Origin of the sequence: Paenilisteria newyorkensis (assembly GCF_000766145.1) — a bacterium.
Lineage (GTDB): Bacteria > Bacillota > Bacilli > Lactobacillales > Listeriaceae > Listeria_A > Listeria_A newyorkensis.
In genome coordinates this window covers 30,752-56,229 of record NZ_JNFB01000035.1, presented here as the reverse complement: position 1 = coordinate 56,229, position 25,478 = coordinate 30,752, and the positions used below count along the sequence as shown (strand labels likewise).

The 25,478-nt window shown below is 44.5% G+C and carries 23 protein-coding genes; 21 read left to right on the top strand and 2 right to left on the bottom strand.

The genetic code is table 11. The features are described from left to right. The first annotated feature begins 1 nt into the window (after position 1). From rsgA to EP58_RS10950, 5 genes are all read left to right on the top strand, one after another. Positions 2–889: a ribosome small subunit-dependent GTPase A gene (gene rsgA / locus EP58_RS10975; RefSeq protein WP_036093374.1), complete on the top strand. Its 888-nt coding sequence runs from the start codon at positions 2–4 to the stop codon at positions 887–889. A gap of 1 nt (position 890) precedes the next feature. Continuing rightward, positions 891–1,547 carry a ribulose-phosphate 3-epimerase gene (gene rpe / locus EP58_RS10970; RefSeq protein ID WP_036093373.1) on the top strand — a complete coding sequence of 219 codons (657 nt, stop codon included), beginning with the start codon at positions 891–893 and terminating at the stop codon, positions 1,545–1,547. 737 nt (positions 1,548–2,284) lie between these two features. Further along, positions 2,285–2,923 carry a thiamine diphosphokinase gene (locus EP58_RS10960; RefSeq protein ID WP_036093370.1) on the top strand — a complete coding sequence of 213 codons (639 nt, stop codon included), beginning with the start codon at positions 2,285–2,287 and terminating at the stop codon, positions 2,921–2,923. A 13-nt stretch (positions 2,924–2,936) separates the two neighbouring features. Beyond that, positions 2,937–3,296: a DUF1418 family protein gene (locus tag EP58_RS10955; RefSeq protein WP_036093369.1), complete on the top strand. Its 360-nt coding sequence runs from the start codon at positions 2,937–2,939 to the stop codon at positions 3,294–3,296. Then, positions 3,296–3,799: a hypothetical protein gene (locus EP58_RS10950; protein WP_036093367.1), complete on the top strand. Its 504-nt coding sequence runs from the start codon at positions 3,296–3,298 to the stop codon at positions 3,797–3,799. Before EP58_RS10955 ends, EP58_RS10950 begins: the two co-directional genes overlap by 1 nt. A gap of 198 nt (positions 3,800–3,997) precedes the next feature. Here the strand turns inward: EP58_RS10950 and rpmB are convergent, their stop codons facing one another. Further along, a complete protein-coding gene (rpmB, locus tag EP58_RS10945) occupies positions 3,998–4,186 on the bottom strand; it encodes a 50S ribosomal protein L28 (RefSeq protein WP_036060116.1) in 189 nt (62 codons plus the stop codon). 1,203 nt (positions 4,187–5,389) lie between these two features. Here rpmB and EP58_RS10935 point away from each other — a divergent pair. The 14 genes from EP58_RS10935 to ftsY all read left to right on the top strand — a co-directional run bounded on the left by EP58_RS10935 (position 5,390) and on the right by ftsY (position 21,833). After that, on the top strand, positions 5,390–5,755 hold the full coding sequence (locus EP58_RS10935) for an Asp23/Gls24 family envelope stress response protein (protein WP_036093360.1): 366 nt from the start codon (positions 5,390–5,392) through the stop codon (positions 5,753–5,755). Positions 5,756–5,771: 16 nt separating this feature from the next. Further along, positions 5,772–7,430 (top strand): DAK2 domain-containing protein, encoded by a 1,659-nt coding sequence (locus tag EP58_RS10930; protein ID WP_036093358.1) that lies wholly within the window; start codon positions 5,772–5,774, stop codon positions 7,428–7,430. A gap of 199 nt (positions 7,431–7,629) precedes the next feature. Further along, a complete protein-coding gene (gene sdaAB, locus EP58_RS10925; protein WP_036093357.1) occupies positions 7,630–8,292 on the top strand; it encodes an L-serine ammonia-lyase, iron-sulfur-dependent subunit beta in 663 nt (220 codons plus the stop codon). Positions 8,293–8,331: 39 nt separating this feature from the next. Beyond that, the gene (gene sdaAA, locus EP58_RS10920) at positions 8,332–9,231 is read left to right on the top strand and encodes an L-serine ammonia-lyase, iron-sulfur-dependent, subunit alpha (RefSeq protein WP_036093354.1); all 900 of its coding nucleotides are present in this window, start codon (positions 8,332–8,334) and stop codon (positions 9,229–9,231) included. Further along, positions 9,215–11,263, top strand: a complete 2,049-nt coding sequence (gene recG, locus EP58_RS10915; RefSeq protein WP_036093351.1) for an ATP-dependent DNA helicase RecG — start codon at positions 9,215–9,217, stop codon at positions 11,261–11,263. The genes sdaAA and recG overlap by 17 nt, the downstream gene beginning before the upstream one ends. Before the next feature lie 106 nt (positions 11,264–11,369). Continuing rightward, positions 11,370–11,954 carry a transcription factor FapR gene (gene fapR, locus EP58_RS10910; protein ID WP_036093349.1) on the top strand — a complete coding sequence of 195 codons (585 nt, stop codon included), beginning with the start codon at positions 11,370–11,372 and terminating at the stop codon, positions 11,952–11,954. Next, positions 11,951–12,991: a phosphate acyltransferase PlsX gene (gene plsX / locus EP58_RS10905; protein WP_036093346.1), complete on the top strand. Its 1,041-nt coding sequence runs from the start codon at positions 11,951–11,953 to the stop codon at positions 12,989–12,991. Before fapR ends, plsX begins: the two co-directional genes overlap by 4 nt. Further along, a complete protein-coding gene (gene fabD, locus EP58_RS10900) occupies positions 12,984–13,934 on the top strand; it encodes an ACP S-malonyltransferase (RefSeq protein ID WP_036093345.1) in 951 nt (316 codons plus the stop codon). The genes plsX and fabD overlap by 8 nt, the downstream gene beginning before the upstream one ends. After that, positions 13,931–14,674: a 3-oxoacyl-[acyl-carrier-protein] reductase gene (fabG, locus tag EP58_RS10895; RefSeq protein WP_036093342.1), complete on the top strand. Its 744-nt coding sequence runs from the start codon at positions 13,931–13,933 to the stop codon at positions 14,672–14,674. Before fabD ends, fabG begins: the two co-directional genes overlap by 4 nt. Before the next feature lie 144 nt (positions 14,675–14,818). Further along, a complete protein-coding gene (locus EP58_RS10890; RefSeq protein ID WP_077917903.1) occupies positions 14,819–16,024 on the top strand; it encodes an immunity 26/phosphotriesterase HocA family protein in 1,206 nt (401 codons plus the stop codon). A 103-nt stretch (positions 16,025–16,127) separates the two neighbouring features. Next, positions 16,128–16,361: an acyl carrier protein gene (locus EP58_RS10885; RefSeq protein ID WP_036060159.1), complete on the top strand. Its 234-nt coding sequence runs from the start codon at positions 16,128–16,130 to the stop codon at positions 16,359–16,361. Positions 16,362–16,557: 196 nt separating this feature from the next. Continuing rightward, entirely contained in the window at positions 16,558–17,247 is a 690-nt protein-coding gene (gene rnc / locus EP58_RS10880) for a ribonuclease III (protein ID WP_036093337.1), read from the top strand. Positions 17,248–17,266: 19 nt separating this feature from the next. Beyond that, entirely contained in the window at positions 17,267–20,827 is a 3,561-nt protein-coding gene (gene smc / locus EP58_RS10875) for a chromosome segregation protein SMC (RefSeq protein ID WP_036093334.1), read from the top strand. Between the two features lie 16 nt (positions 20,828–20,843). Further along, complete coding sequence (gene ftsY / locus EP58_RS10870; protein WP_036093333.1) at positions 20,844–21,833, top strand: signal recognition particle-docking protein FtsY; 990 nt, start codon at positions 20,844–20,846, stop codon at positions 21,831–21,833. Positions 21,834–21,883: 50 nt separating this feature from the next. On the opposite strand, the gene EP58_RS10865 is transcribed toward ftsY, so the two are convergent. Then, positions 21,884–22,411 carry a dihydrofolate reductase family protein gene (locus EP58_RS10865; RefSeq protein WP_036093331.1) on the bottom strand — a complete coding sequence of 176 codons (528 nt, stop codon included), beginning with the start codon at positions 22,409–22,411 and terminating at the stop codon, positions 21,884–21,886. A gap of 840 nt (positions 22,412–23,251) precedes the next feature. Between EP58_RS10865 and EP58_RS10860 the strand changes: the two genes are divergently transcribed. Both EP58_RS10860 and ffh read left to right on the top strand, forming a co-directional pair. Beyond that, positions 23,252–23,584, top strand: coding sequence for a putative DNA-binding protein (locus tag EP58_RS10860; protein WP_036093327.1), 333 nt, complete (start codon positions 23,252–23,254; stop codon positions 23,582–23,584). 12 nt (positions 23,585–23,596) lie between these two features. Further along, complete coding sequence (gene ffh, locus EP58_RS10855; protein ID WP_036093325.1) at positions 23,597–24,958, top strand: signal recognition particle protein; 1,362 nt, start codon at positions 23,597–23,599, stop codon at positions 24,956–24,958. Positions 24,959–25,478 lie beyond the last annotated feature (520 nt).

The window sequence follows — 25,478 nt, the reverse complement described above, 5'->3', positions numbered from 1 at the left end:
AATGAAGGTGACTTTTCTGGAAGGACAAATTATGAAGGCGTTAAGCGGTTTTTATTACGTTTATTGCGAGGGCAAAACCTATCAATGTCGCGCGCGTGGTAATTTTAGAAAACGTGGATTGACACCACTCGTCGGCGATCATGTCGTTTTTCAAGCAGATAATTTAAAAGAAGGGTATGTGCTAGACCTACTTCCTCGGAAAAATGCGCTAGTACGCCCACCGATTGCGAATGTCGATTTAGCATTGCTCGTTTTTTCAGCAGTGGAGCCGGATTTCTCCGCTAATTTAGCCGACCGGTTCTTGGTAGCTATTGAGTTGGAAGACGTGGAACCCGTTATTTGTATCAGCAAAATGGACTTGGCGGATGACGCGCGAAAAGCCGAAATCGCCGAGTACCAAGCGATATATGAGGAAGCGGGATATCAAGTGCTGCTGACGAATACCGAAATCGATAAAAAAGCTGTTCTTGACGTTATCGCTGGGAAAATTGCCGTGATTGCAGGCCAGTCCGGTGTTGGGAAATCGACGTTACTCAATGCACTGAATCCGAACTTAGATATTGAAACAGGCGTCATCTCGTTCGTGTTAGGACGCGGAAAACATACGACACGTCATGTGGAATTGATGACAATCGGCGACGGTTTTATTGCGGATACACCAGGTTTTAGCTCGATTGAAATGGACGAATTAACGACTGAAAATCTCCAATTTTGCTTTCCAGAAATAGATCGGCGTCGCGGCGAATGCAAGTTCCGCGGTTGCGTTCACGAAAACGAGCCGAAATGCGCCGTGAAAACCGCAGTTGAAAATGGTGAAATTGCAGCTTTTCGGTACAAGCATTACATTCAAATTTTAACCGAAGTCAAAAACAAAAAAGAGAGGTATTAACATGGGAAAAATAGCTCCATCGATACTCAGCGCAGACTTTGCCAATTTAGCAGCAGATATTAAGGAAGTGGAAGGATACGGTGCGGACTACATTCACGTTGATGTGATGGATGGTCATTTTGTACCAAATATCACGTTCGGACCAAGTGTTGTCAAAGCCATTCGACCGGTTACAAAATTGCCACTGGATGTACATTTGATGATTGAAAATCCCGATTTATACATTCCGGAATTTGCAAAAGCTGGCGCGGACTACATCTCAGTACACGTAGAAGCATGCCCGCATTTACACCGTACTTTGCAGTTAATTCGTTCATTTGATGTGAAAGCGGGCGTTGTTTTGAATCCGGCGACACCGATTGAGATGATTCAGCATGTGTTGGAAGAAGTCGATTTAATACTATTTATGACGGTTAATCCAGGATTTGGCGGCCAGAGTTTTATTAAAGAAGTGCTACCAAAGATTACAGCCGCGAAGCAAATGATTGACGAAAAAGGCTTAGACATTGAGATTGAAGTAGACGGCGGCGTGGACGATAAAACTGCACCACTATGCGTAGCAGCAGGCGCCGATGTTTTTGTCGCAGGATCGTATATTTATGGAAATAAGAACAGAGAGAAAGCCGTGGACAAGCTGCGGGAAATTGTGGGGGAATAACGAAAAGCTGAAGAAGCCCGTTAGACCCGAAAAAATTTGTTAGGGGGCGCAGTAAAAGTCCTCTTTTGACTTTTGCGGAGGCCACGAAAATTTCGAGGGGCTGGCTTCTGAAGCTGGATCTGGAAACGATGATACGTCAAAAACCCGAAGCGTTCCCGCAAACAAGATTGCTGGACTACGATAACCACCAAATTATCACTAGTCCGCCGTTCAGCTGTAGAGAAATTTGTAATGGAGCCTGTCATGACGAAGTACAAGGAACGAATGCTCACTCTGTTCACACTCGTATTGAGGCTCTAAATCGGCGAATGATGCCTCATAAGAGCCACAACATAGGGGGGCGCAGTAAAAGTCCTCTTTTGACTTTTGCGGAGGCCACGAAAATTTCGAGGGGCTGGCTAAAAGGAATGCAGTTTCATTACATTCAACTGCATATTGAGGTTCTAAAAAAGCAAAAAACGCTTTTCAAGAACCACAACAAAGCTAGATCTGGAAACGATGATACGTCAAGAACCCGAAGCGTTCCAGCAAACAAGATTGCTGGACTATGAATAACTACCAAATTACTATTAGTCCGCCGTTCAGCTGTAGAAAAGTTTGTAGTGGAGCCTGTCATGACGGAGTACAAGGAACGAATGCTCACTCTGTTCACACTCGTATTGAGGCTCTAAATCGGCGAATGATGCCTCATAAGAGCCACAACATCTCTATGCATACCAAGGAGGGAGATAAATCCAATGAAAACCTTACATATCATGGTCGGAGGTCCAGAATCGGAACTCCCTGATATATCACAATACGACAAAACAATCCCGTGGATCGGCGTTGACCGCGGTGCCATTCGCCTTACCAATCGCGGTATCACACCTATCATCGCGATGGGAGACTTCGATTCCCTTTCCAAACCAGAACTAGCGCACTTAAAAACACTAACCGAAGTAACCGAATTCCCAGCCGAAAAAGACGAAACAGACACCGAAATAGGCCTTCAGTGGGCGCTCGCTCAACAACCAGACCTCATTCGAATTTTTGGCGCGACGGGTGGTCGTCTGGATCACCTACTTGCGAACATTATGATGCTCATGCAACCACGTTATCTGGATGTTATCTCTAAAATCGAGCTAATCGATCGCTATAACTATATCAAAATGTACATGCCAGGCGAATATACAGTTTCTCGAATTCCGGACAAAAAATACGCCGCCTTCATAACGATGGCAGACGTGACAAAACTGACATTAAAAGGATTCAAATACCCATTAACCGAAGCCGACTACCCATTTGGAGCCGCACTTTCCAGCAACGAATTTCTGGACGAACAAGGCACGTTTTCATTCCAAACAGGTTTAATTTTATTTATCCAAAGTAATGACTAGAGGGAGTATTGCAATGAAAGATAATACAGCTTTAATCGCAAAAAGATCGAAAATAGCCCTGATTGTGACGATTATCGGATTGATTTTAAGCGTTCTCGTACAAATTTCTACCTTTATTAATCTCGGAAAAAGCAGCACCAATCCGTTATATAATGCCTTGATGAGCATGACTTACATTGGGATTTTTTTCATGATTATTGCGGTTGTTGGACTGATTTTCCTAATCAAAAAAAGCTATTACAAAGCTGGCTTAACGTTAACAATCACGGGAATCGCATGTGCTATTTTTGTGAATCCATTCCCTGGAATCGCGATTCTTATTGGTGGCGTCATCGTTTCTAACGTAGATAAACTAGAAAAAGGCGAACGCTGATGAAGAAAAGCTTTCAAATCTTGCTATTAGTATGTTTATTTCTCGCACTCTCCGCTTGTTCGACAGCTCCCAATGGCTTAAACGACAACAAGAGTTCGAGTCCGGATGAAGCGGCGGACAAGCTCGCAACACAGACAATTGAAGCTATTTTTGCTAAAGATGCAACGAGTGTCCAGAAAAATACGGTGGGGAATGCATTATTCGACTTGCCGACATATAATAGCACGTATAAAGAAATAATTGAGGGCAAAGATTACTTATATGGCGCCTATTACCAAAAAGATAAGATTTATTATTTGTTCACATTCATGGATAAAGAAAAGCCGGAAAAACTAGAATTGACGCTTCAAAAAGTGGATGGTGCATGGCAATTGCTGGCGCTTACTCCTTGGAATACGAAAGGAACAGACCTGACTGAAAAAGAGATTTACAATAAGATTGGTAAAGGGACTGGCGAGGATATTCGAATTTTTGAACGTGGTGCTAATTTTATGCGGATATAGAAGTATGTTGAATAGTGGGTGAGATCACGATTGTGTTCTTGTCTGCTATTTTTTTGTTCGGGCTGGGATGATGTGATAACTTAGGCTTCAAGCTTCGTAAGAATAAGACTGCAAATGAAGTGACTAGGGACGTTTCACAAGAACGGTTTTTAGACAAAGAAAAAATGCAGCGTCCGAAGACCTGCATCCATTTTCTTATTAAACACGTTCAACTTTACCGGATTTAAGCGCACGAGCTGAAACCCAAACTTTTTTAGGTTTGCCGTTTACTAAGATACGAACTTTTTGTAAGTTTGCTTTCCAAGTACGTTTGCTTGCGTTCATCGCGTGGGAACGTTTGTTACCAGAACGAGTTTTACGACCTGTGATTACGCATACTTTTGCCATCGTTATTTCCCTCCTTACAGAGCTACTTCAAAAAAGCTGCTAGTTACCCATCTATCGCATAAAAATAGCTTTTTGTTTTTCATATACTACAATAATTTATCATAAACAGACTTCAATTGCAACCTCTTAAGCGAAAAACCTGCAAAGAATTTTTACTTGACACCATGAAAAGCGGAAACAGCCCGTTAGCTTCGACAGAAATTGTTAGGGGGCGCAGTGAAAATCCTCTTTTGATTTTTACGGAGGCCACGAAATTTCCGAGAAGCTGGCTGTTGAAGCTAGCCCATGAAAAGCGGAAACAGCCCGTTAGATCCGAAAAAAACTGGAGCGGCCGCAATAAAAATCCGCCCTTGATTTTTGTGGAGGGCGTGAAGTTTTCGAGGATCTGGCTGTTGAAGCTAGACAGAGCGTGAAGCAATCACCAAACGAACGCAGAACATGATTTATGCTAAGTTAAGAGTAGCCTTTGGTTTTCTAGGATGTGGCTTCTGGAGCTGAATCCGAAGGTGCAAAACGTGATGGTGGAGAACATGGAACGAATGCTCGCTTTGCTCATACTCGTATTGAGGCTCTAAATCGGCAAGTGATGCCTCATAAGAGCCACAACATAGGGGGCGCAGTGAAAACCCGCACTTGGTTTTTGCGTAGGCCACGAAAATTTCGAGGATCTGGCTGTTGAAGCTAGACAAATCGTGAAGAACCCTACAAACGAACGCTGAATATGACTTACGCTATGCCGAAAGTAGCCCTTGCTGTTTTGGGCATCACGCATAAATCAGGGCGAAAAGTTTTTCAAGTGAAAGCAATGCTCTTAGCCAAGCACAAGGAACGAATGCTCACTACATTCTCATTCATCCAAGTTTCCAGCTCATATACTAATTAAGCAAGCATCATAGTTCAGCATCTAAGAGCCACGGATGGATTACCTGCTCGCTACGCTCACATGCATATTGACAATCTAATTCCGCAAGGGGCATGGAACGAATGCTCGCTGTACTCACACTCATATTGAGACTCTAATTCAGCAAAAGACGCTTCATAAGAGTCACAACAACAAACTCCTTCCCAACCCCCTTTAATTATAGTAGAATAGAAAGGAACAGAAATGTTAGTGTGATTTTTTAAGTAAAGATAGCAGGAAGCGCAGGCAAGAAATCGGCTTCTTCCACAAAACCTACTTAATAATAAGGAGGAACTATAAAGATGACAATTGAAATGGAAACAAAACTTGGCAAAATTGATATCACAACAGACGTGATCGCAACGCTTGCTGGGGGTGCGGCAGAGGAGAATTTCGGCATTGTTGGGATGGCGAGTCAACATCAAATCCGTGATGGCTTGACTGATATTTTACGTCGTGAAAACTATACGAAAGGTGTTATTGTTCGTCAAGAGGATGAGGGTTTAAATATTGATATGTATATTATTGTTGGTTTTGGTACCAAGATTTCCGAAGTGGCTCATAACGTACAAGAGCGCGTGAAGTATACATTAGAAAAAACGTTGGGCATCACAGTTGATTCTGTGAATATCTATGTTCAGGGTGTCCGTGTGACGAACGAATCATAAGGGAGGATACGTAATCGTGAGTATGTATCAGTTGAATGGAGAAAAATTAGCGGCAATGATTGCAGCTGGATCGGAAAATTTAGCAAAGAACGCAGATTTCGTAGACTCTTTGAATGTCTTTCCAGTTCCAGACGGAGACACTGGGACCAATATGAATCTTTCTATGACGAGCGGTGCGCAAGAGGTTAGTCGAAATAGCATGAGCACGGTTGGCGCAGTAGGAAGCAGTTTAGCAAAAGGACTTCTAATGGGAGCGCGCGGTAATTCGGGTGTTATTTTATCCCAACTTTTCCGTGGTTTTTCAAAGTCTATCGAAGGCAAAACCGAACTTAATACGAAAGAATTGGCAGCTGCGTTTACGGCTGGCGTGGAGACCGCGTATAAAGCCGTGATGAAACCAGTCGAAGGTACGATTTTGACGGTGGCTCGTGAAGCAGCAAAAGCGGGTGTAATCGCGGCCAATGAATCAGATGATATCGAATTCGTGATGCAACAAATCCTTGAAAAAGGTAGAATCGTACTTGCCAAAACGCAAGAAATGTTGCCAGTTTTGAAAGAAGTTGGCGTCGTGGATAGTGGTGGGCAAGGCTTGATTATTATTTATGAGGGATTCTACGCGGCGTTAACAGGCAATGAAGATGGCATAACGAACTACACGGCTTCGATGGGCGAGCTTATTAATGCCGAACATCATCGCCACGTGCAGGATGTCATGTCAACAGAAGAAATCGTTTACGGTTATTGCACGGAAATCATGGTGCAAATCAATGAAAATAAACCGGGACAAAAGAAATTTGATGAAGAGAAATTCCGCGCGGATCTTTCAGAAATGGGCGATTCCTTGCTTGTTGTTGCAGACGATGAAGTGGCAAAAGTCCATGTTCATACAGAGCATCCGGGAAATGTTTTCAATTACGGTCAACAATACGGTAGCCTCATCAAAATGAAAGTCGATAATATGCGCGAACAACATCGCGAAGTCGTGAAAGATACACCGGCAGAAGCATCTGAAAAAGCGGCTTATGGTATCGTGACGGTTTCGGTTGGAGAGGGTATTAAACGCCTATTTGAAAGTGTTGGCGCTACGGTCGTTCTTTCTGGTGGTCAAACGATGAATCCAAGTACGGAAGATATTGTGAAGGCGATTGAATCAGCAAATGCCGAGCAAGTTTTTGTACTACCGAACAATAAAAATATTCAAATGGCTGCAGATCAAGCCGCGCTTATTTTAGGCGAAGATAAGGTTAAAATTATTCCGACGAAAACGATTCCACAAGGTTTAGCGGCATTGCTTGTTTTCCAAGCAGATTTCACATTTGAGGATAATGCGAATGAGATGATTGCGGCTATTCAAGATATCGCGAGCGGACAAGTGACGACAGCGGTTCGTGATACGACGGTGGAAGGCGTGACGATTAAGAAAGATGATTATATCGGGATTGTGGAAGGCGACATTAAAGTGAGCCATCCAAGCCTTGAAGCAGCTACAGTTGCGACGCTTTCTGAAATGGTCGATGAATATAGTGAGATTGTGACGTTGCTTTACGGGGAAGACGTGACGGAGGCGGATGCTGAAAAAGTAGCGGAGCTTGTGTCGAATCAGTATCCTGAGATTGAATTTGAGATTCATTCTGGTGGGCAGCCGGTCTACCCTTACATCTTCTCCGTCGAGTAGTCGCTCAGCGACGCGGCAAACGTCCATCTCCGTCGTTAAAGCCTGTGCTCCGATGCTCACGTACAGTCGTACGCTCCGCTTCGGTGCTCGGCTTTGCCTAGGATATGAACATTTGCCGCGCCGCTGAGGTTTGGCGGTGTATCCAAACTGGAACAAGAGATTGAGAGATTTTATACTAATTAAGAAGGGGTGAAGTGAGATGAAATTTAATAGTGTGTTTGATATTATTGGGCCGGTGATGATTGGGCCTTCGAGTTCGCATACGGCTGGGGCTTGTCGGATTGGCGCTGTGGCTCGGAGTGTTTTTAATGAGATGCCAATGCAGGTGGATATTCATTTGTATGGTTCTTTTGCGAAGACGTATAAGGGGCACGGGACGGATGTGGCGCTGATTGGTGGTTTGCTTGGTTTTGAGACGGATGATGAGCGGATGCCGGACGCGATCAAATTGGCCGAAGAGTGGGGCATGCATATTAATTTCATCGAGGAACGCGAGGAAGCGGCTCACCCCAATACGGTAAAATTAGTGCTTAAAAATGGGATGCAACAGACAACGTTGGTTGGGGCATCAATCGGTGGCGGTAAGGTCGAAATTGTACGCTTGAATGAGTTCGAGCTCGAGTTTACGGGAATGTCGCCGGCTGTTTTAGTGTTACATAAAGATCAGTTTGGCGCAATTGCAGCTGTTTCGGGAATTTTTGCCAAGCATGAGATTAATATCGGACAAATGAAAGTATCTAGAAAAGTAAAAGGCGACGAAGCTTTGATGGTGCTTGAGGTAGACCAGCGCGTGGATCAGGTTGTTTTGGACGAGATTAAAGGGTTACCAGACATTTATCAGGTGGCTAGTTTTGTTTTATAAAATTATAAATAAAACATGAAAGTAAAGGAGGTCAAGAAAATGTTCCATTCAGTTGCAGAACTTATCGATATCGCAAATCGCGACAATAAACCAATCTCGGAAATTATGATTGAGCGTGAAATGCACGTTACGAACAATACGCGTGAAACTATTTTGGAGGTCATGGATCGTAATTTAACTGTGATGGAAGAGGCTATTGCGCGCGGGGAGGACGGCGTCGAGTCCACTACTGGCTTAACAGGTGGTGATGCGGTTCTCATGCGGGAATACATCGCGAAAGGTAATATGCTCTCCGGCGAGACGATTTTAGATGCGGTGGCTAAAGCGATTGCGACAAATGAGGTCAACGCTGCGATGGGCGTGATTTGTGCGACGCCGACTGCGGGTAGCGCTGGGGTTGTTCCTGGTGTGCTTTACGCGGTGAAGGATCGTTTGAACATGTCGCGTGATGATATGTTGCGCTTCCTTTTCACGGCTGGTGCATTCGGATTTGTAGTGGCGAATAAAGCCTTTATTTCTGGCGCGGCAGGTGGTTGCCAAGCGGAGATTGGATCGGCGAGTGCGATGGCGTCGGCTGCGATTGTGGAGGCGGCAGGCGGGACTCCGGAACAATCAGCTGAAGCGATGGCGATGACGATGAAAAATATGTTAGGACTTGTTTGTGATCCTGTGGCTGGTCTTGTTGAGGTTCCGTGTGTGAAACGTAACGCGCTAGGGGCTTCACAGGCGATGATTTCAGCGGATATGGCATTAGCGGGTATCAAAAGTAGAATTCCATGTGATGAAGTGATTGAGGCAATGTACCGCGTGGGGTTACAAATGCCGAGTTCATTACGTGAAACCGGCGAAGGAGGTCTAGCGGCAACACCTACTGGTAGGGCAGTACAAAGAAAGATCTTTGGTTTGTCGCCGCAAGAGGAACGTGAAGAATCTGAATGATATTCCAGTGACTGACGTGAAGGGTGTCGGCGCTGAAACGGCAAAAACGTTAAAAGAATTGGATATAGAGACAGTAGCAGATTTACTTTTCAATTTTCCGTATCGGTATGAGGATTATCGGTTGCGGGATTTGTCCGAAGTGGCGCATGAGGAGCGGGTGACGGTGCAAGGCGAAGTCCTGACCGAGCCTACTCTGGCCTACTACGGGAGGAAGAAATCGAAGCTGTCTTTTCGCGTTGCATCGGGGCATCAAGTCGTGAAAATCGATTTTTTCAATCAGCCGTACATAAAAGGTAAACTGGCGATTGGCGATGCGGTGACGGTTTCAGGGAAGTGGGATAAAGGTCGCGCGCAGATTACAGCTAGTAAATATAAGTTGGGACATCAAACCTCGGAAGAAGCGCTTGAAGGGGTCTACAGGCTAAAAGGCACGATTCGAAATAAAACGTTGCTGAAATTCACGGCCGCTGCTTTTGACGCGTACAGTGACTCCATCGTTGAAATTTTACCTGACAAATGGCTGCAAAAATATCAGCTGATTTCAAGGCAGGAAGCGGTTCAATTTTTACATTTTCCAAAAAGTCCGGAAGAGCTGAAACAGGCGCGGCGTCGGATGGTGTACGAAGAATTCCTGTTGTTCCAGTTGAAAATGCAGCTATTCCGCAAAATAGAGCGTGAACGGACTGGCGGAGTATCGATTGATTATGATGTCAATGATCTGCGTCACTATATCGAAAGCTTGCCATTCCCGCTTACCGGCGCACAAAAACGAGTGGTCAATGAAATATGCGGCGACATGAAATCGCATTTCCATATGAACCGCCTGCTTCAAGGGGATGTAGGGTCTGGAAAAACCGTCGTGGCCTCGATCGCTCTCTATGCTGCTGCAAAAAGTGGTTTTCAGGGTGCATTGATGGTACCGACAGAGATTTTGGCAGAGCAACACGCGAATTCGTTAGTCGATTTATTGCAACCCTTCGATGTCACCGTCGGACTCCTAACAAGTAGCGTCAAAGGCAAGCGGCGGCGCGAAATGTTGGCGTTGCTGGAAGCAGGAGAAATCGATGTTCTTGTCGGAACACATGCCCTCATTCAAGACGAGGTTATTTTTAAGAAGTTAGGGATTGTCATCACGGATGAGCAACATCGATTTGGCGTCGAGCAACGTCGTGTCTTGCGCGAAAAAGGCGCGTTTCCCGATGTTCTATTCATGACAGCGACACCGATTCCGCGGACGCTTGCCATCACGGCTTTTGGCGAAATGGATGTGTCCGTTATCGACGAATTGCCGGCCGGTCGGAAGCAAATCGAAACGTATTGGGTGAAACATCAAATGCTCGAACGCGTCATCGGTTTTATCGAACAGGAAATCACGAAAGGGCGTCAAGCCTACGTGATCTGCCCACTTATCGAAGAATCAGAGAAATTAGACGTCCAAAATGCCATTGACGTATATAATATTCTAAACGGCAAATGGCAAGGCAAGCACTCGGCGGGCTTGATGCACGGTAAACTTCCATCGGTAGAAAAAGACCAGATTATGCGGGACTTCAACGATCACAAAATCGATTGCCTCATCTCTACAACGGTTGTCGAAGTCGGCGTCAACGTTCCAAACGCAACGATGATGGTTATCTACGACGCAGACCGGTTTGGCCTCGCGCAACTGCATCAACTTCGCGGTCGTGTTGGCCGTGGCGCCGAGCAGTCCTTTTGCGTCCTCATCGCCGACCCGAAAACCGAAGTCGGCAAGGAGCGGATGACCATCATGACCGAGACAAATGACGGCTTTGTTGTCAGCGAACGCGATTTAGAACTCCGCGGTCCCGGCGACTTTTTCGGCAAAAAACAAAGCGGTATCCCAGAATTTAAAGTCGCCGATATGGTGCATGACTATCGCGTTTTGGAAATTGCCCGCCAAGACGCCGTCGAAATCATTTATCACGATGGCTTTTTAGAACAAGCAGAATACGCTCCATTACGCGACTTTTTCGAGGCGAACGGCGTCTTCGGGGAACAGAAATTAGACTGATTCCCGAAACATGCCTAGCCTTATAACTTGCATGTTGAGAGCATTTTTTATATATTACTCTTAGTATCTGGTGTTAAAATTCAAAAAAGAAAAGGAGGGAACGCGGATGAAAAAATATCCGAAAAAAGAAAGGCAAACGCGGCTGGTCCAAGCGATTGAAGACAATCCGTTTATCACCGACGAACAATTGGCCGAAAAGTTTCAAGTCAGCGTGCAGACCGTTCGACTAGACCGGGTCGCACTCGCGATTCCAGAACTTCGCGAACGAATCAAACACGTGGCTTCCGAAAACTACGCAGATGCCGTTCGCTCCCTTCCAATCGAAGAAATTATCGGTGAAATCATTGACATTGAATTAAATAAAGGCGCTATTTCGATTTTTGAAGTAGGTCCAGAACATGTTTTTAAACGAAATAAAATTGCCCGCGGACATCATTTGTTCGCCCAAGCTAATTCGCTAGCAACGGCGATTATTCCGAACGATTTGGCACTTACAACGCAAGCCACCGTCCGTTTTATTCATTCCGTAAAAGAAGGCGAGCGTGTGATTGCCAAGGCGAAAGTGCGTGATGACCGCGATAGTAAGTCGATCACGATTGTCGATGTTAACAGCTATGTCGGGGATGAACTGGTTTTAAAAGGAAAATTTGAGATGTACCATACAAAAGAAAAAAGGAGTGACGTGAAATGAGAATCGCGATAGATGCAATGGGCGGCGATAATGCGCCTAAAGAAATTGTGCTCGGAGTTATGAAAGCCGCGGCACAGTATAAAGATGTAGAGTTCCTCCTTTTTGGTGATGAAGTGAAAATCAATGAATATTTGGCGGATAAAACGCGCATTCAAATCATACATACGGACGAAAAAATCGAAAGTGACGATGAACCAGTCCGTGCTGTGAAGCGTAAAAAAAGAGCATCGATGGTCTTAGCCGCGCAAGCCGTGAAAGATGGCGAGGCAGATGCGTGCATTTCGGCGGGAAACACGGGTGCTTTGATGGCAACGGGTCTGTTCGTGATTGGCCGCATTAAAGGCATCGATCGCCCAGCGCTTGCACCAACTTTGCCAACCGTTACCGGAAAAGGTTTTGTGATGCTCGATTTAGGTGCGAATTCCGAAGCAAAACCCGAACACCTTTTGCAGTTTGGATTAATGGGTTCGGTTTACGCGGAGAAAGTCCGTAAAATCGAGCGTCCGCGCGTGGCATTGCTCAATATCGGAACCGAGGAAACAAAAGGAAACGATTTGACGAAGCGCGCTTTTGAGTTAATGAAGAATCAAGACGTGTACCATTTTGTCGGCAATGTGGAATCACGTGATATCATGATGGATGTTGCGGATGTTATTGTAACAGACGGTTTCACGGGGAACATGGTGTTGAAATCGATCGAAGGAACAGCCGGCGCATTCTTCAGCCTGATGAAAATGAGCTTAATGAACGGCTTCAAAAATAAAATCGCTGCATCGTTCTTGAAAAAAGATTTGATGGAACTAAAAGCGAAAATGGACTACAGCGAATACGGCGGCGCTTGTTTATTCGGCGTCCAAGCCCCAGTCATTAAGGCACATGGCTCATCCAATGCGAACGCGATTTTTTCAACGGTTCGTCAAGCACGCGATATGGTCCAAAAGCAAGTCGTGGAAACAATTATAACCGAAGTGGCGAGCGGTCACTTAAAAGCAGAACAAGATAAAGCAAATCAAGAAGGAGGCACGAAAGATGAGTAAAATAGCATTCGTATTTCCCGGTCAAGGCTCACAAAAAGTCGGCATGGGGCAAGATGTTGCAGCAGAATATCAAGAGGCAAAAGCGGTTTATACAGCAGCTGACGCTAAATTAGGCTATTCCATCACCGACGTGATCGAGAACGGTCCAATGGAACTTTTAACAAAATCAGAAAACGCCCAACCAGCGCTTGTTTCGACGAGTGTGGCAATTTTAAAAGCATTGGAAACGTATGGTGTCCAAGCGGATTTCGTTGCAGGACATAGTTTAGGCGAGTACAGCGCGCTTGTTGCAGGCGGTTTTTTGTCAGCAGAAGACGCGATTTATTTAGTACACCGTCGCGGTAAATTGATGGAAGCAGCTGTGCCAAATGGTCAAGGCGCGATGGCAGCAGTTTTAGGCTTAGATCGCGAAACACTAGGCGCCATAACGGATTCCGTAACGACAGAAGGCGATGACGTGCAGCTAGCGAACCTCAACTGCCCGGGCCAAATCGTGATTTCAGGAACCGTAGCAGGCGTTGAAAAAGCAGGCGAACAAGCAAAAGTTGCAGGTGCCAAACGCGTGTTACCTCTTGCAGTAAGCGGCCCATTCCACTCTAAATTAATGGTTCCAGCGGCCGAACAATTCCAAGCAGAGTTAGAAAAAGTAACTTTCCAAGACGGCACGATTCCAGTCGTGAATAACGTTGACGCAAAAGCAACGACAGATAAAAACGCGATCCCAGAAAAATTAGTACAACAAATCTATTCGCCCGTTTTGTGGGAAGATATCATTACGAATCTCGTAGCAGAAGGCGTGGATACGTTTGTTGAAATCGGTTCAGGCAAAGTACTTTCCGGCCTAATCAAGAAAATTAATCGCGATGTAACGATTCTAGCAGCAGGTGATGTAGCCTCTGTCAAAGAAGTAGCGGAACAATTGAAGGAGGCAGCAAAACAATGACTTTAACAGGAAAAGTAGCCCTAGTTACAGGCGGTTCGCGCGGCATTGGTCGCGAAATCGTTCTGACGCTAGCCAAGCAAGGCGCAACGGTATTTTTTAACTACAATGGCTCTCAGGAAGCAGCAGAAGCAATCGTTAGCGAGATTGTAGCAGCGGGCGGAGAAGCAGCGGCGATGAAAGCAAATGTTGCTGTGGAGGAAGACGTACAAGCCTTATTTAAAGAAGCAGTCGACAAATACGGTCGAATCGATATTTTAGTCAATAACGCAGGAATTACGCGCGATAACCTATTGATGCGCATGAAAGTAGACGAATGGGATGCGGTTATCGATACGAATCTAAAAGGCGTTTTCCTATGCACAAAAGCCGTTTCTCGCACGATGATGAAACAGCGCTACGGTAAAATTATTAACATCACGTCCGTTGTTGGCTTGATTGGAAACGCAGGTCAAGCAAACTACGTGGCGAGTAAAGCCGGCGTTATCGGTCTTACGAAAACAACGGCGCGTGAATTAGCAACACGTGGCATTAACGTGAACGCGGTCGCTCCAGGTTTCATTGCTACGGAAATGACGGATGAGCTTGATGAAGCAACAAAAGAAGCAATGTTAGCACAAATTCCGCTTGGTAAATACGGTTCAGTGGAAGACGTTGCGAATGCTGTATTGTTCTTGGCAAGCGATGTTTCAAGCTACATGACGGGGCAGACGATCGCAGTTGATGGCGGCATGACAATGTAGTCTTGCCGGGCGACGAGAAATACCCATCTTCGTCGTTAAAGTCTGTGCTCCGATGCTCACGTACCTGAGTACGCTCCGCTTCGGTGCTCGACTTCGCCTAGAATCTGGGCATTTCTCGTCGCCCGGCAGTTTGGTGGTACGGGGATGATTTGGAAGGTAGTCAAGGTGAAATTAATAAATTCAGAAAAGTGCTTAGCTAGGAGTGAAAAAATGTTGTTCGAATTAACAAATGAACAGCGGAGCTATCTTGGCCTGACGCTTATTGAGGATAGTTGGGATAGGGTCGTATTCAATGAACACATAACGCTATTTTTTGATGGTGATGCATTATGCAAACAAATAAATGTCCATGAGAATAGCTATTTTGAGACCAGTCTAAATGAAAATACTTCTGAAAATAGAACAATCCTGCTTCCAAAGACAGCAAAAGGAAAACCGAAGAAATTGAATTTTACTGCGCTACAAAATTGTCGAGGCGTTGGTGTCTATTTTAGATACAATGGCTATGTTACAATTGCTAATTTCACCACGCAGACGACATTCTATAATTCTTTTGGCAATGAAGAGGAAGGGCAGAGTTTTGATGATTTAAAACTCTGGTTGAATCAATGGATGCGCGACTCAACAGAGAAAGATTTGAAACAGCTAAATGCCTTTAAATCAATGAAGCGCCAACGTAAAAAATACCAAGCGGGTGACTTTTTTACCTTTAAATTAGGGAGAAGAAAATTTGGTGTAGGCAGAATCTTGTTAGTTATTGATCCAATTCGAAAAGCGGTTGAAAAAGGCATATTACAAGAAAAGCATTATGGCTTGCATCTGATGGGAAAGCCTATAGTCATTAAAGTGTATAATAAAGTCAGTGACACTGAGAACTTTGATTTAGACGAACTTGCCACGTGTCCGGCTTTTCCGTCAGATTTTATTGCTGACAATGTTTTCTATTATGGAGAATATAATGTTATTGGAAACAGGTCGCTTCAACCAGCAGAGCTTGAATTTCCAATTTCATATAGTCGTAGCATTGATGGACAAGATCCTGATACGGTTTATCTTCAATATGGTATGATTTATTTAGAAACGAATATTAAAAACTATAACCGCTATCTAAACGAGGCAATAGACGCTATGCACTACAGTAGCAATCCATATCGATTTGAGTCCATTGGTTTTAGTATCCTGTTTCGAAATCGAGCGGAACTACTGGGCAGAAAGCTGGATATGGCAGATGACAAAAGTGATTTGCGCCATCCAGAAAACGCTAAGATAAAACAGGATATTTTTACCCACTTTGGCTTAGATGCAACGAAAAGCTACGCGGAAAACTATGAGATATACCTAAATAAATAGCTCAGCGGCACCTGGAATATCGCTAATTTAAACAATTTTTTAATTAATAGTTTACGAATACGAAGAAATCCTATATAATACTTGGAGGGAGGTGAAGTAAACAATGGCAGAAGTATTAGAGAAAGTAACTAAGATCATCGTTGACCGTTTAGGCGTCGAGGAATCTAAAGTGACTTTAGAAGCTTCCTTCAAAGACGATCTAGGTGCAGATTCACTAGACGTTGTTGAATTGGTTATGGAACTTGAAGATGAATTTGGTGTAGAAATTTCAGACGATGATGCAGCAAATATTGAAAAAGTTGGGGACGCTGTGAAATACATAGAGGCGAACGCATAATTCCGACTTGTTTTAAACAAATGAACGAGGGTGTCTAGGTAGCACAGACTGTTTTAGACGGGTATTCCGGTTAAAAATTCTGTCGCGCATCTAGACATCCTCTTTTTCCACATTAAAGTTTATTTTCTAAGCAGACTCTTATTTTAAAGATGTTTAGAAAATAAAGCTCTGGTGTATCGAAATGGAGGCTTTACGGATGAATCTTTGGGAAGAATTACAGGAAAGTGTTGGTTTTACATTCACGGATACGAATCTTCTAAAAACGGCTTTTACGCACTCGTCTTACGTGAACGAACATCGCAAGGAGAAAATCGAGGATAATGAGCGTTTGGAGTTTCTAGGGGACGCGGTGCTTGAGGTGACCGTTTCACATTATTTATTCACGAAATTTCCAAATATGGCGGAGGGACAAATGACGAAAATGCGTGCAGCAATCGTTTGTGAGCCCTCGCTCGTCGATTTTGCGGAGATGGTGAACTTCTCGCGGTATGTGCGACTTGGACGCGGGGAAGAGCGCGCTGGTGGCAGAACACGCCCGGCCTTGCTCGCAGACGTATTCGAGTCCTTTATCGGAGCGCTATTCCTCGATCAGGGGCTGGACAAGGTCGTGCGTTTCTTAGAGCGCGTCGTGTTTCCGAAAATCGATGTGGGCTATTTTGAGCAGACCGTCGATTATAAAACGCAGCTACAAGAAATTGTGCAAAAAGACCGTGACGTCGTGATTACGTATACGATTCTAGATGAAAAAGGACCAGCGCACAGCAAGGCTTTCGAAGCTATCGTCGCCATCAATCAAGAAAAACGCGGCGCTGGAACTGGTAAAACGAAGAAACAAGCGGAGCAAAATGCCGCCAAAAGCGCTATCCAAGCGTTGCGCCAAAACTAAGCGGTGAAGGAGTCCGGACATGTTATTAAAGCGATTAGAAATGAATGGTTTCAAGTCATTTGCTGATAAAATGGTAATTGATTTTGTGCCGGGCACTACAGCGATAGTAGGCCCAAATGGAAGTGGAAAAAGTAATATTACCGAGGCGATTCGCTGGGTACTTGGGGAGCAATCTGCCAAAAGCCTTCGCGGTGGCCGGATGGGTGACGTTATTTTTGCTGGAAGTGATTCGCGAAAACCGATTAATTTTGCGGAGGTTTCGCTTGTTTTTGAGAACGAAGATCGTTTTTTACCGCTTGATTATAGTGAGGTTTCGGTGACGAGACGTATTTTCCGTAATGGAGATAGCGATTATTTGATTAATAAGCAGTCATGTCGTCTGAAAGATATCGTGGATTTGTTTATGGATTCAGGCCTTGGACGCGAGTCGTTTTCGATTATTAGTCAAGGGAAAATTGATGAGATTTTAAATAGCAAGCCAGAGGAACGGCGGTCGATTTTTGAAGAAGCGGCGGGCGTTTTGAAGTACAAGCATCGGAAGAAACAAGCGGAAAACAAGCTTTTTGAAACGGAAGAGAACTTGAACCGGGTGCAGGATATTTTATATGAGCTGGAAGGGCAATTGGAGCCGCTTGAGATGCAGGCGAGCGTGGCGAAGGACTATTTATTCCAGCAGGAAGAGTTGGAGAAATACGAAGTGACGCTACTCGTGGCTGAAATTGAAGCTTTCACGGAAAAAATCGCGGTCCAAAAAGCAGAATTTGCGAAGAATGGCGAGATTTTGACGGCGATGCAAGCGGAAATTAAGCAGGAAGAAGCGCAGATTTTCGCGCAGAAGCAGATGCTCGCGGATATGGATGCGCAAATGGACGCGACGCAAGCGGAACTTCTCGTTGTGACGGAACGCTTGGAACAACTGGAAGGGAAGCGAAACGTGGCGCTAGAGCGGAAGAAACATAGCAATGAGAACGAGCAGGCGATGCATGAAAACCTGCAGCAACTCGAAGCGAAAATCAAGACGTTTGAAGCGCAGAAACAAGTGCTTTTGCAAGATAAGCTAGAAAAAGAAACCGCGCTCGAAGTTTTCCTGAAAGAAAAGAAAGTGCTGGAGGCCAAATTGGCGGAGTATAGCAACTTGTCGGAAGAAAAAATCGAGAACATGAAAAGCGATTATATCGAGTTACGCCACACGCAAACAACGATGAAAAATGATATTGGTTATTTGGAGCGTCAGTTGTCGCAGATGCAAGGTCGTTCGGAGAAACTGGATCATGAGAATCAGCAACATATTACAGAACGGAACGAAATTATTGCGAATGTCGAAATTTTGAAGAAGCATGTGGACGAAATGCGGACTAAACTGGCGGATCAGATGACGCATTATCAGGAGATTCAGCAGGAATTGGCGAAGCAGGAAGCGGTGTTCACGAAGCAAGAGCGTGATATGTATCGGCAATATGAAACGATTCAACAAGCGAAATCGCGTCAGGAAACATTGGCGGAGCTTGCGGATGATTACGCTGGATTTTTCCAAGGTGTTCGTGAAGTTTTGAAGGCGAAGAAGAAGTTGAACGGGATTATGGGCGCGTTTGTGGAATTGGTCGAGATTCCGGAGCATTACCAGAAGGCGCTTGAGATTGCGCTTGGTGCGAACGCCCAACATATCATTGTGCGTGATGATCAAGCGGCACGTGAAGCGATTAGCTATTTGAAACAAACGCGGGCTGGACGGGCGACGTTCTTACCGCTGACAACGATTCAACCACGCCAAATTCCAATGGCAACAAAGCACAGTTTAGAGCAACAACCAGCGTTTGTCGCATTGGCAAGTGATGTGTTGACGTACGATGCCCAAGTGGAAAACGTGATTTTGAACGCGCTTGGTACCACCATTTTGGCGAAGGATTTAAAAGGCGCGAACGTACTCGCCAAATTGGTAAACTTCCGCTATCGTGTCGTGACGTTGGAAGGCGATGTCGTGAATGCTGGCGGTTCCATGACCGGTGGAGCAACAGCGCAAGGCAAGTCATCGATCATGACGCGAAAACATGAATTGGAAAACTTGAGTAAAACGATTGCACAAATGACGGTATCTGTTGCGAAAACGGAGAAACAATTTGCGGCATTGAAAGAAGAAGTAAAAGGAAAACGAGAGCAGTTGGAAGAAGCTAGATCTATCGGCGAATCGTTGCGTTTACAGGAAACGGAATTGCTCGGTAAAAAAGAACGCGCGGAAGAACGCTTAGCCGTCGCGAACAAACAGCTTCAAATTTACGATATGGAGAAAGAAGAAGGCACATCAGAGCATCAACAATTGACCGAACGGAAAGAGAAATTGCAACAAGAGTTGACGGTGCTGGCGCTGGAAATTATCGATAAAGACGAAGAGATTCAGCGGATGACGAAGCAAAGTAAAGAACAAGAACATAATCGTGCGAGCGATCAGGAGAGCTATTCTACGCTGAAATCCCGTGTGGCAGTCAGTCGTGAACAGCTTCAGACGGCGGAACAAGCTCTGTTGACGCTGGAAACCGATATGGCTGATTACTATAACCAAAAAGAAGCGATCACGTCGAAGCTGGCGATGCTCCAATCGAATCTGGAAACGGTGCATACGAGTACAGAAGAGCTAGCAGAAATCATTGATAATGCGCGTATCGAGAAAGAACAGGCCGCGACGAAACGCGACCAATTACGCGAAAAACGGACGGCATTACAAGAGAGCTTGGCAGTTCAAGAAGAAGCGTTACAGCAAAAACATAATCAGGCAAGTTTCTACATGGAGCAAAAAACAACCGCAGAGGTCAGCCTAAGCCGTTTAGACGCAGATGTAGACAATCGTTTAGAGCGCCTATCAGAAGCTTATGTGCTCACGTTTGAGGCGGCTAAAGAACGCATGGTGGAAGATATGGATATCGATAACGCACGATCCAAAGTCCGTCTATTAAAACGCTCGATTGATGAGCTTGGCGTGGTCAATATTGGCGCCATCGATGAATTTGAGCGGATTAAAGAACGTTTTGATTTCCTAAATGGGCAACAGGCTGATTTACTCGAAGCTAAATCCACGTTATTCCAAGTGATGGACGAGATGGACGAAGAGATGAAGAAACGATTTGAAGCGTCTTTCACCGCGATTCAAGCTGAATTTGCGATTGTTTTCCCCGAGCTTTTTGGTGGTGGACAGGCAAGACTTATTTTGCAAAATCCGGATGAGGTCTTAACGACAGGCGTTGATATCGAAGCGCAACCACCAGGCAAGAAGTTGCAAAATCTGAGTCTACTTTCGGGTGGAGAGCGTGCGCTAACTGCGATTGCTTTATTATTTGCCATTATTCGCGTGCGACCGATGCCATTCTGTATTTTGGATGAGGTGGAGGCGGCGCTGGATGAGGCAAATGTGACGCGTTTCAGTCGTTATTTGAAGAAATTTGAGACGAATATTCAGTTTATCGTCATTACCCACCGCAAAGGCACGATGGAGGAAGCGGACGTGTTGTACGGTGTAACAATGCAGGAATCCGGTGTTTCGAAGCTCGTTTCGGTACGCTTAGAAGAAACCGCAGAACTAATCAAATAGAGGAGTTGCAAACCCGATGACATTTTTCAAGAAAATAAAAGATAAATTAACGCAACAAACCGATTCTGTAACGGAAAAATTTAAAGAAGGTTTAACGAAAACACGTGACAATTTTTCAGGCAAAATGAATGAACTTGTGGCGCGTTATCGTAAAGTGGACGAGGAATTTTTTGAAGAGTTGGAGGAAATTCTGATTCAGGCGGATGTTGGATTTGAAACGGTGATGGAGCTTGTCGAGCAGTTGCGCGAAGAGGTGAAGTTGCGCAATATTCAAGATCCAAAAGAGGTTCAGGAAGTTATTGTGGAAAAACTGGTCGCGATTTATCACGGCGAAGAGGAAGAGTTGCCAGAGCTAAATATCCAATCAGAAGGCTTGACTGTGATTCTGTTTGTCGGCGTGAACGGTGTCGGTAAAACGACAACAATCGGAAAACTGGCACATCATTTGAAAGCACAAGGCAAGAGCGTACTTCTGGCGGCTGGCGATACGTTCCGTGCTGGGGCAATTGATCAGCTAGATGTCTGGGGAGAGCGCGTCGGCGTGGACGTTATCAAGCAAGCGGAGGGCAGTGATCCTGCTGCTGTGATGTTTGACGCGGTACAAGCGGCCAAAGCGCGTAACGTAGACATTTTGCTCTGTGATACGGCTGGACGCCTGCAAAACAAAGTAAACTTAATGAATGAGCTGGAAAAGGTGAAACGTGTCATCACGCGTGAGGTGCCAAATGCGCCACATGAAGTGTTGCTTGTCTTAGATGCGACAACGGGACAGAATGCTTTTGTGCAAGCGAAGCAGTTCAAAGAAGCAACGGATGTAAGCGGGATTGTGCTAACGAAATTAGATGGCACAGCAAAAGGTGGTATCGTGATTGCGATTCGTAATGAGCTACACATCCCGGTGAAATTCGTTGGTTTAGGCGAAAAAATGGATGATCTTCAAGCCTTCGATGCGAATGAATATGTTTACGGACTATTCGCAGACGTGATTGACGGCGCGAAAGAATAATGAAAAGAACCCATCCATCAGAATCATTTTTCTGGTGAACGGGTTCTTCGCTATTCCTCGATTTTTTGGTAATGTAGTTCGACAAATTGTCCAAAAGTAGTGGTATCAACTAACTCTAGGCGTTCTAAATAGTCGCCATCTTCGAATAAACGCTTTCCTTTACCAAGCAGGATCGGTGTAATCTGAATCCACCACTCATCAATCATATTGGCTTCCAGAAGTGGTTTTAATAAGTTGCCGCCACCTACAATCCAAATGGGCTTTCCATCTTGTTCTTTTAATTTGTTGATAAAAGAAACAGGGTTTTCGTGAATCGTATGTGTGTCTTCAAATGATTTCGTTGTGTCTCGCGTGAAAACATACACCTCTTGATTTGGATAAAATGGTTCGTCTTGTTGCAGCTTTAGAACTTCCTCATATGTGACGCGGCCCATGACGACAGCATCAATATTTTGGATGAATTTTTCATAGGTTGTTCCCTCGCCTGTGTCTGTTTCGAATAGCCAGGTTAAGCTATTGTCTTGGTCGGCAAGGTATCCGTCTAGCGTAACGGCGCCGTAAAAAACTACTTTTCTCATGTTATGCATCGCTCCTTTCGCGTTGATAGGTTTTATTATAGCACAGATGTTTGGTGTTGGAGGTTTCTTCACGCTCGGGCTAACTTTGTTGTGGCTCTTATGAGGCATCACTCGCCGATTTAGAGCCTCAATATGCATGAGAACGCAGTGAGCAGGTAATCCATCGGTGGCTCTTATCCGCCAAGCCCTAAACCATCACAACTCAAATATTGAAACGCCATATTTTAAAGCATCTAATCATGCCTAGCGTCATATTTTACGCCTCCGATTTAGCTTTGTTGTGGCTCTTGAAAAGCGTCGTTTGCTTTGTTAGAACCTCAATATGCAGTAGAATGTAATGAAACTGCCCTCCTTTTAGCTATCTCCTCGAAAACTGGGGCGGTCTCCATAAAGAGCAAATACTATTCCTAGTGTAGCGGAAATCATGTTCTGCGTTCGTTTGGCGGTTGCTTCATGGTCGGGCTAGCTTCAAGAGCCAGCCTCTCGGAAATTTCGTGGCCTCCGCAAAAATCAAAAGAGGATTTTCACTGCGGGCCCCTATGTTGTGGCTCTTATGAGGCATTACTCGCTGATTTAGAGCCTCAATACGAGTGCGAACAGAGTGAGCATTCGTTCCTTGCACTCGTCATGGCTTGTGCCTCCGATCTAGCTTCAACGGCTAACTCCTCGAAAACTTCACGCCCTCCATAAAAAACAAGTACGGTTTTTTATTGCGGCCGCTCCAGTTTTTTTCGGAGTTGAACGAGCCGTTTCAGCCTTTCAATGCTTGACATCCCCCATTTTTCCACGTATTCTTATATAGTATAAGCGGGTTTTAGCTAGGGAAGGAACGATGCGGATATGTTTGAGAAAACGACGCGAATGAATTTTTTGATTGATATCTATGATTCGCTTTTAACAGAGAAGCAGCGGTCCTATGTTTCGCTTTATTATTTGGAAGATTTGTCGCTTGGTGAGATTGCTGAGGAGTATGAAGTGAGTCGGCAGGCGGTGTATGATAATATTAAGCGGACCGAGGCAGTGCTCGAGAACTATGAAGAAAAGCTCGGCGTTTTAAAGAAATATCAGGAGCGTGAGCAATTAATTGAACGTCTGGAACGGCGATTACAGGAAGAACAAGTGTTAGACAATGAAGTGGCTGGTCTGCTTCAACAACTTAAAAATATGGATTAGGAGGCGGCGCACATGGCATTTGAAGGATTAGCCGGCCGATTACAAGAAACGATGAACAAAATCCGCGGAAAAGGGAAAGTGAATGAGGCGGACGTAAAAGAAATGATGCGTGAAGTCCGACTTGCTTTACTGGAAGCGGATGTTAACTTTAAAGTCGTGAAACAATTTATCAAAACGGTGAGTGAACGTGCTGTCGGCAGTGAGGTCATGAAGAGCCTAACGCCAGGTCAGCAAGTCATCAAAATTGTACAAGAAGAACTAACAGCATTGATGGGCGGCGAGGAAAGTAAGATCGCAGTTGCCGATAAGCCACCGACTGTTGTGATGATGGTGGGGCTTCAAGGGGCGGGTAAAACAACAACTACCGGAAAATTGGCGAACTTACTACGCAAAAAATATAATCGTAAACCACTTCTTGTTGCGGCTGATATTTATCGTCCAGCAGCGATTAAACAATTGGAAACGCTGGGCAACCAATTGGATATGCCTGTCTTTTCTTTAGGAGATCAAGTCAGTCCTGTCGAGATTGCAAAACAAGCGATTGCGAAGGCGAAAGAGGAGCATCTGGATTATGTTTTGATTGATACGGCGGGTCGTCTGCATATCGATACGGAATTAATGGATGAGTTGGTAGCGGTGAAGGAAATCGCGAATCCATCTGAAATTCTACTCGTTGTCGATTCGATGACGGGGCAAGACGCGGTCAATGTAGCGGAAAGCTTTAATGCGCAATTAGATATTACCGGTGTTGTATTAACGAAACTTGATGGGGATACACGTGGTGGTGCGGCGCTTTCCATCCGTTCCGTAACGCAGAAACCGATCAAATTTGTTGGTATGGGCGAGAAGATGGAAGCACTCGAAAGTTTCCACCCAGACCGGATGGCGTCGCGTATTCTTGGCATGGGCGATGTGCTTTCGCTGATTGAGAAGGCGCAGGTTTCTGTCGATGAGGACAAGGCGCGCGAGCTTGAGCAGAAAGTAAAAGATATGTCGATGACGCTGGATGATTTCTTGGAGCAGTTGCAACAAGTACGCCAAATGGGGCCGCTTGATGAGCTTCTAAAAATGATGCCGGGTGCAAATAAAATGAAAGGTCTCGATAATATGAACGTCGATGAGAAGCAGTTGACGCATATTGAGGCAATCATTAAGTCGATGACAAAAGCGGAAAAAGACCATCCAGATATCATTAATGCGAATCGTCGGAAGCGTATTGCACGTGGTTCTGGACGACCGATTCAAGAGGTCAATCGACTTTTGAAACAGTTTAATGAAATGAAAAAAATGATGAAACAGATGTCTGGTATGGGCGGAAGTGGAAAAGGTAAGAAAAAACGTGGCGGATTAGGTAATTTTAAAATGCCGTTTTAAAAAATATCTACAAAAAAACATAGCGAAAAAGCTGTGTTTTTTTGTGGATTTCTTTGTGAATAAATCCCATTCAGTTCGATAGTCCTTTTTTACGGAAAATAGGTTTGTTAATAAAGAAACAAGAAAGTCATTGGGGTAAGTAGTAATAATAATTAGAAAAAATAATTTTATTTAGAAATATTTTATTTTTTTCTTAACGGTATGCAGAAAGAGGTATAATAACCTAATTTTAGGAATTATTCGTTGTATTATATTCAAATGTAGTTACTTTCGCTTTTTTTGTATAATATATTTTTTTATTGGGTATAGTAGTTTCATGCGTCGAAGGTCTTACATACGAGGTTAGGTTGAGACTTATTACGTTATTATTACATTTGTTACAAACATTTAGTTTCGACCTTTATGAATCCCTAAATCTGGAAGATGTTTATTTTTCAGTTTTTTGAGAAAGTAGGTGATGAGAAATCAGTTTTTGTTGATATTTCGAATTAGAAGGTTGTGTGGTTAGCTTAGACGTTGG